Source organism: Methylophaga sp. UBA4204, from assembly GCF_002379485.1.
Classification (GTDB): Bacteria; Pseudomonadota; Gammaproteobacteria; order Nitrosococcales; family Methylophagaceae; genus Methylophaga.
On record NZ_DFTU01000091.1, the window covers coordinates 13728 to 22350 of the forward strand.

Sequence of the window (8623 nt, forward strand, 5' to 3'; positions counted from 1 at the left end):
GGGGTGGCCTGTCTTCTTATCCTCACCCTTGGCTGATGCCTGATTACTGGCAATTCCCGACAGTATCAATGGGGCTTGGACCGATTCTGTCGATCTACCAGGCACGATTCATGAAGTACATGCATCATCGTGAAATTGCCAAAACAGCGGGCCGCCATGTGTGGGCTTACTTAGGCGATGGCGAGATGGATGAACCGGAATCTTTGGGTGCAATCACCCTGGCCGGTCGTGAAAAACTCGACAACCTTATCTTTGTCGTGAACTGCAACCTGCAACGTCTTGATGGCCCGGTTCGTGGTAACGGCAAGATTATTCAGGAACTGGAAGCCTTATTCCGTGGCGCTGGCTGGAATGTATTAAAAGTCATCTGGGGCAGCGGCTGGGATCAATTGCTGGCTCGTGATACCGATGGCTGGTTGCTGAAACGCATGGAAGAAGTGGTTGACGGCGAATATCAGAATTACAAAGCCAAAGACGGCGCCTATGTGCGCAAGCACTTCTTTGGTAAATATCCGGAATTGCTCGATATGGTCTCAGACATGACCGACGAGGATATCTGGCACTTGAGTCGTGGTGGTCACGATCCACGCAAGATTTACGCAGCATATAAACAAGCAGTAGATCATGTCGGCCAACCAACTGTTATCCTGGCTAAAACCGTTAAAGGTTATGGTCTGGGGCAGGCGGGTGAAGGTCAGAACACAACGCATCAGCAGAAAAAAATGGAACTGGAGCACATGAAACGCTTCCGTGATCGTTTCAATATTCCTATTCCTGATGATGAAATTGAAGAAATTCCATATATCAAACTGGATGATGACAGCGCGGAGAAAAAGTACCTGCTGGAACGTCGTAAAGAATTAGGTGGATTTATCCCTAAACGGAATCACAGTGCCCCTGCATTGGAAATTCCGCCATTAAGCATTTTTGATGCAGTACTGAAAGACAGTGGTGATCGTGAGTTATCTACCACCATGGCCTTTGTCCGGATATTAACCGCATTAATTCGTGATAAGAAAATCGGTAAAAACATCGTTCCAATCGTGCCCGATGAAGCACGTACCTTTGGTATGGAAGGCTTGTTCCGTTCGATTGGTATCTATTCATCTTCCGGCCAGATGTATGAACCAGAAGACTCAGGCAAGGTCATGTGGTATCGCGAAGACACCAAAGGCCAGATCCTGGAAGAAGGTATTAACGAAGCCGGTTCGATGTCTGAGTGGGTTTCTGCAGCAACGGCTTATTCCAACTACAACGTGAATATGGTGCCGTTCTATATTTACTACTCAATGTTTGGTTTCCAACGGGTAGGTGATTTGTGCTGGTTGGCTGGTGATATTCAGGCCAAAGGCTTCCTCATCGGTGGTACAGCAGGTCGCACGACATTAAATGGTGAAGGCTTGCAGCATCAGGATGGTCACAGTCTGATTCTGGCTAATACCATTCCTAACTGCCTGAGCTACGATCCGACTTATGCCTATGAAATGGCTGTTATCGTTCATGAAGGTATGCGCCGGATGTACGAAAATCAGGAAGGTGTGTTCTATTACATTACCGCGATGAACGAAAACTATACTCATCCGGCAATGCCTGAAGGTTCGGAAGAGGGCATCATAAAAGGTCTGTATAAGCTTAAATCTGGCGGAAAACACAAAGTTAAAGCGCAATTGATTGGTAGCGGTACCATTTTGCGTGAAGTTGAAGCCGCGGCTGAAATGCTTGAGAAAGACTGGAATGTCTCTGCCAATGTATGGAGTGCGACCAGTGTGAACGAACTGGTTCGTGAAGGCATGGATGTTGATCGTTATAACCGTCTGCACCCAACTGCTGAGAAAAAACGCAGCTACATTTCACAATGCATGGATGAGCAGGATGGGGTTGTGGTGGCTTCCACAGATTATATGCGTCTGTATGCTGAGCAATTACGTCCCTGGATCAAACAACGTTATGTTGTTTTGGGTACTGATGGTTTTGGCCGCAGTGATACCCGTGAAAGATTACGTAGCTTCTTTGAAGTGGATCGTTATCATGTGGTTGTTGCCACGCTCAGCGCGCTGGCTGATGAAGGCACTATTAAATATGATGTGGTTGCCAAAGCCATCAAACAGTACAAGATTGATGCTGACGCAACGAATCCAGTGAAGGTTTAAAACATGGCAGATTTAATCGAATTAAAAGTCCCGGACATTGGTGATTTTGACAGTGTCGAAATTATCGAAGTGTTAGTTGCTGAAGGTGATTCAATCAATGCTGATCAGGAAGTGATTACCATTGAATCCGATAAAGCGATGATGGAAATTCCATCATCGTTAAGCGGCATCATTAAGGAAATGAAAGTCAAAGTGGGTGATAAAGTCAGTGAAGGTTCAGTTATTGCCTTGATTGAATCTTCTGATGCCGGTGCTGAAGAAAACGAAAAGCCGGCTGAAAAAGCAGCTGAGAGCAAACCAGCAGAGAAAGAAAAACCTGCTGCGGCTGAGAGTAAACCGGCGCCAACTCCTACTCCTACAGTAGCGAATCCTGAGCCAGAAAGAACTGAAACATTACCTTATGCACCGGATACCGGTTCAGCTAAAAAACCTTCACATGCATCACCTTCAGTACGGCAGTTTGCACGTGAATTAGGTGTTCCTTTGGCTGCAGTTGTCGGCAGTGGTCAAAAAGGCCGTATTACCAAAGAAGACGTGCAGAATTTTGTTAAACAGGTGATGAATGCACCTGCACCAAAAGCTGCTGAAGGCACTGGTATTCCATCGGTTCCAGTCATTAACTTTGAACAGTTTGGCGAAATCGAAAGCAAAGAATTATCACGGATCAAGAAAATTTCCGGCAAACATCTGCATGCATGCTGGTTAAATATTCCACATGTCACACAGTTTGATGAAGCTGATATCACCGAATTGGAAGAATTCCGCCAAGAAAACAAAGAAATGGCTGCCAAGAAAGGTGTCGGCCTGACACCATTGGTATTCATTATGAAAGCCGTTGTTGCTTGTTTGAAACAGTATCCGGAATTTAATGCTTCGTTAAGCGAAGATAAACAAAGCCTAATTTACAAAAAGTATTACAACATCGGTGTGGCTGTTGATACGCCAAACGGTTTGATGGTGCCGGTGATTCGTGACGTTGATAAAAAAGGCTTTCTCGAACTTGCCGGTGAACTGGGCGAAATCAGTTCCCGGGCCCGTGAAGGAACATTAACAGCCAAGGATTTACAGGGCGGAACATTCTCTATTTCCAGCCTTGGCGGTATCGGTGGTCAATTCTTTACCCCGATTGTGAATGCTCCTGAAGTCGCCATTCTTGGCGTCAGTAAACACCAGATGAAACCAATCTGGAACGGAAAAGAATTTGAACCACGACTGATGTTGCCATTGTCGATTTCATATGATCATAGAGTGATAGATGGCGCTGCCGGTGCACGCTTTACGGTGATGCTGAATAACATGTTGTCTGATATCAGAAAGGTCTTGTTATGAGTTTGATTGAAGTCAAAGTACCGGATATCGGCGATTTTGATGCGGTTGAAATTATTGAAATCCTGGTTGCTGAAGGTGATTCAGTTAGTGAAAATCAGGACATTATTACGCTTGAATCTGACAAAGCCGCGATGGAGATTCCAAGTTCAGCTGCCGGCATCATTAAGTCTATCAACGTAAAAGTGGGTGATAAGGTCGCTCAGGGTGATGTCATTCTCTCTGTTGAAAGCGAAGCGGATTCTGCAGCTGAAGAAAAACCTGAAGCACCTAAAGCAGAAACTGCTCAGCCAGAACCCGCTGAAACAGAAAAGGCTGCTGAAAAACCCAAAGCAGCAGCTGTAACTAAATCTGAAGTACCTACCGATGCTGATATGCATGCTGAAATAGTTGTATTAGGTTCCGGTCCTGGTGGTTACACGGCAGCATTTCGTGCTGCTGATTTAGGCAAACAGGTGATTCTGATTGAACGTCACCAACGAATTGGTGGGGTGTGTCTGAATGTTGGTTGTATTCCTTCAAAAGCTCTTTTGCATACTGCCCACGTAATTAATGAAGCAAAACATATTGCTGAAAATGGGGTGACCTTTGGCGAACCGAAAATTGATATTCGCAAAGTCGCAGATTGGAAAGACGGAATTGTTGGCAAGCTGACGGGTGGATTATCAGCGTTGGCCAAGCAACGTAAAGTAACTGTTGTACATGGTGAAGCACAGTTCTCCGGTACTAATTTAATGCAGGTAAAAACAGAAGATGGTGATAAAACCATCAGTTTTGAAAACTGCATTATTGCTGCGGGTTCACGTGTCACGAAAATCCCGGTATTTCCCAATGATGATCCACGAATGATGGATTCTACTGATGCACTGGAGCTCGAAGATATTCCTAAGAAGCTACTGGTCATTGGTGGCGGCATTATCGGTCTTGAAATGGCGACCGTATACAACGCTCTGGGTTCTGAAATCAGTGTAGTCGAATTACAGGACAGCCTGATCCCCGGTGCTGATAAGGATCTGGTTAAACCGTTACATAACCATATCCAGAAACAATACAAAGCGATTTATCTGAAAACCAAAGTCAGCAAAATCGACGCGTTAAAATCTGGTCTGAAGGTCACCTTTGAAGGTGATAATGCACCGGACCCACAAACCTACGACAAGATTCTGGTCGCAGTGGGCCGTTCACCCAACGGTAAACTGATTAATGCAGAAGCTGCTGGTGTGGATGTAAATGATTATGGCTTTATTGAGGTCAATCAGCAGATGCAGACCAATATGCCGCACATCTATGCGATTGGTGACATTGTCGGTCAACCGATGTTGGCTCATAAAGCAACACATGAAGGTAAGGTTGCTGCTGAGCATATTGCCGGTAAAAAAGTGGCCTTTGATCCGATGACGATACCTTCAGTTGCCTATACTGATCCTGAAGTTGCCTGGATGGGTCTCAGCGAAGATGAAGCGAAAAAACAGGGCATTGATTACGTTAAAGGTGCCTTCCCATGGGCTGCCAGCGGTCGTAGTTTGAGTGTCGATCGTGATGAAGGTCTGACCAAAGCCTTGTTTGATAAAGAAACCGGGCGTTTATTAGGTGCAGGTATTGTCGGGCCCAATGCTGGTGAATTAATCGCTGAAGCGGTATTGGCACTGGAAATGGGGGCTGATGCAGAAGATATCGGATTAAGCATTCATCCACATCCAACCTTGTCGGAAACGTTTGCCTTTGCTGCGGAAATGGCTGAAGGCAATATTACGGATTTGATTCCACCTCGTAAAACATTACATTCCAAGTAATATCAGTCTATCCGTTCGAGACTTTTTGTCTCGAACGGATAAATAACCTCATATAGTAATCAGTAATGAACTGCTTTTCATGCAGCGGAACCGAGCGGTGATAAATCAGCTATGACCAGAGAAGCTTCTTTGCTTAAACCTCCGCTAAAATGGGCTGGTGGCAAACGCTGGTTAATTCCCAGACTGTTGAAATTATGGAAACAGTTTCCGGATCATCGACTGGTCGAGCCTTTCTGCGGTGGATTGTCTGTAGCGTTGGGATTAAATCCTGATAAAGCATTGTTAAATGATCTGAACCCGGCTTTAATCAATTTTTATCAGCAACTGCAGCAAGGTCTGACAATTGATTTGCCACTGGCAAATGATGAGCAGCTCTATTACCAATATCGTAAACAGTTCAATGATATTTCAGCACATACAGACGCTGAACGTGCTCAATTATTTTATTACTTGAATCGCACTGGTTATAACGGCCTATGTCGTTTTAATAAAACGGGTGGTTACAACGTGCCATTTGGTCGTTACAAAACAATCAATTATGTAAGCGATTTTGCGCCTTACCAATCGGTATTAAATCAGTGGGAATTCAGCAATATGGATTTTGCCCAGCTGGATATCCGACAGAATGATTTTATTTATGCTGATCCGCCCTACGATGTGCCATTTCGGCAATATTCCCAGCAGGGGTTTGACTGGGATGACCAGGTTCGATTAGCCGAGTGGCTGGCAAATCACGACGGACCAGTGGTACTGTCAAATCAGGCAACGGATAAAATCAAAAAACTCTATCGTGACTTAGGGTTTACCCTGAAATTTCTTGATGCACCTCGGACAATAAGCTGTAAAGGCGATAAACGGCAGGCTGCAAGAGAAGTGCTTGCTTTACGTGGATTTTGATACAATAACGCACCAATTTTTAATTTCTTCGATACAGGATTTCTTCCCCCATGTCTGACATCAAAAAAGTCGTTCTTGCCTATTCTGGCGGTCTGGATACTTCCGTTATTCTTAAATGGCTGCAGGATAAATATCAATGTGAAGTAGTGACCTTTACAGCTGATCTGGGTCAGGGTGAAGAAGTTGAGCCAGCACGAGCCAAAGCAAAATCGTTGGGCATTAAAGAAATTTACATTGAAGATTTACGTGAAGAATTTGCTCGTGATTATGTGTTCCCAATGTTTCGTGCCAATGCCATCTACGAAGGTGAATATCTCTTAGGTACATCGATTGCACGTCCTTTGATTGCCAAACGTCTGGTTGAGATTGCGGCTCAAACCGGTGCAGAAGCTGTCTCGCATGGCGCGACTGGTAAAGGCAATGACCAGGTGCGTTTTGAACTTGGGGCGTATGGTCTGAACCCGAACATTAAAGTGATTGCTCCGTGGCGTGAGTGGGATTTGTTATCACGGCAAAAACTGTTGGATTATGCTGAACAACACGGTATTCCAGTTGAAATGAAACAAGGCAAAAAATCGCCTTATTCCATGGATGCCAACCTGCTGCATATCTCTTACGAAGGAGGTATTCTCGAAGATCCATGGGCTGAAGCCGAGGAAAGTATGTGGCGTTGGTCTGTTTCACCGGAAAATGCCCCTGATAAAGCAACCTACCTTGAACTGAGTTATGAAAAGGGCGATATCGTTGCCATTAATGGCGAGCGTATGACGCCTGCTCAGGTGATGATTTATCTGAACAAAGTCGCTGGTGAAAATGGGGTAGGTCGACTGGATATCGTTGAAAACCGTTATGTGGGTATGAAATCACGTGGCTGTTATGAAACACCTGCCGGAACGGTTATGCTCAGAGCGCATCGTGCGATTGAGTCATTAACACTGGATCGCGAAGTCGCTCATTTGAAAGATGAACTGATGCCACGTTATGCCAGCATGATTTATAACGGTTACTGGTGGGCACCGGAACGGCAGATGATGCAGACAATGATAGATGCATCACAGACATCCGTGAATGGTGATGTCAGAATAAAACTGTATAAAGGCAACGTCATAGTTGTTGGCAGACAGTCAGCCACCGACAGTCTGTTTGATGAATCCATCGCCACATTTGAAGATGATGCTGGTGCCTACGATCAGAAAGATGCAGAAGGTTTTATCAAACTTAATGCGTTAAGGTTAAAAATAGCAGGGAAGAAGAAAAGATAGGCATACGGATTTTGTCGGAGTACTTATGAAACATAGCGAATATGAAGAGCGGACTGCCGAATGGATGCGGCTTGCGCTTTCAAAAATGAACCAATATAAAATCGCTCCAACTCCGGCAAATTATGCGCTTTGGTTTGAGTACGTTTCCGGTACGAATATGGCTTTGGTAGAGGCCGTAGATAATGAAATCGAACTGACGGGAAAAATTACTGAACAGCAAATCCGTTTATTACACGAACAGTTCTTTGACGAGGATAAAGATAGAGCTGCGATGTTTGAGATGCGTCAGGAATTGGCACGTCTTCTTAAACAGACTTTGAACTATATCTATACGGGCGTCACAACTACCGATCGAAGCAACAGTCATTTACAAAGTATGTTGAGTCGCCTGCAACCGGACTTAAACCGTCAGCAACTACATACGCTGATTGAAGAAGTACTTATTGAAACCCGACTGGCCGTTTCGTCTGGGGAATTGCTCAACGAGCAGTTAAACAGTGCGATGGCAGAAGTTGCTGCATTGAAAAAAGAGTTAAGTGATTCCCGACGTGAATCGATAACCGATAGTTTGACTGGATTAGCTAATCGTAAACATTTTGATGAGCTAATCAACGAGATGACCCGTGATGCAGATATTAACGGCATGGATGTGTCGGTCATTTTCTGTGATATTGATTTGTTCAGTGTTATCAACGAAAAACATGGCCAGCTAGTGGGAGATCAAGTGCTCAGAGTGATTGCTGAGTTGTTGAGAAAATCATTAAAAGGTCGTGATTTGGTTGCCCGCTATGGCGGTGAGGAATTTGCTGTTATTTTGCCTAATACCAGTGTGCAAAACGCCCGTCAGCTGGCTGAGAGCATTCGTCAGGATATTGCCAGCAAACGAATCCAACGCAAGGATACCCGTGAACCACTTGGTGCAATCACCATGTCTTTTGGTGTGGCGCGGTATGTCCCTGGTGAAGGCGTTGACAGTTTCCTGCAGCGTGTTGATCGGGCGGTTTATCTGGCAAAACGCAGCGGACGCAACCATGTTTCTGATGCGCCGCCGCCAATTATCTGATTAAAAACTATCCGTAAAAAACACTTCTTCGAGTGGTAACTGGCCCGCTCGAGGACGTGCATCTTCAAGCTTTTTCCCAACGGTAATCATCATCACAATAATATGATCATGCGGTAAATTGATGATGCGGGC

General features: G+C 44.9%; 6 protein-coding genes. All 6 read left to right on the plus strand.

Annotated features, from left to right (window positions below; genetic code table 11):
• A partial coding sequence (gene aceE, locus B3182_RS13615; RefSeq protein WP_292753109.1) for a pyruvate dehydrogenase (acetyl-transferring), homodimeric type occupies nt 1-2150 on the plus strand: 2150 nt, incomplete at its 5' end.
• Nucleotides 2151-2153: 3 nt separating this feature from the next.
• Complete coding sequence (aceF, locus tag B3182_RS13620) at nt 2154-3479, plus strand: dihydrolipoyllysine-residue acetyltransferase (protein ID WP_292357293.1); 1326 nt, start codon at nt 2154-2156, stop codon at nt 3477-3479.
• Nucleotides 3476-5269: a dihydrolipoyl dehydrogenase gene (gene lpdA / locus B3182_RS13625; protein WP_292357291.1), complete on the plus strand. Its 1794-nt coding sequence runs from the start codon at nt 3476-3478 to the stop codon at nt 5267-5269. The genes aceF and lpdA overlap by 4 nt, the downstream gene beginning before the upstream one ends.
• Nucleotides 5270-5380: 111 nt before the next feature.
• Nucleotides 5381-6166: a DNA adenine methylase gene (locus tag B3182_RS13630; protein WP_292357289.1), complete on the plus strand. Its 786-nt coding sequence runs from the start codon at nt 5381-5383 to the stop codon at nt 6164-6166.
• Nucleotides 6167-6216: 50 nt separating this feature from the next.
• Nucleotides 6217-7428: an argininosuccinate synthase gene (locus B3182_RS13635; RefSeq protein ID WP_292357288.1), complete on the plus strand. Its 1212-nt coding sequence runs from the start codon at nt 6217-6219 to the stop codon at nt 7426-7428.
• Nucleotides 7429-7453: 25 nt separating this feature from the next.
• Nucleotides 7454-8491, plus strand: a complete 1038-nt coding sequence (locus B3182_RS13640; RefSeq protein WP_292357287.1) for a GGDEF domain-containing protein — start codon at nt 7454-7456, stop codon at nt 8489-8491.
• Nucleotides 8492-8623 lie beyond the last annotated feature (132 nt).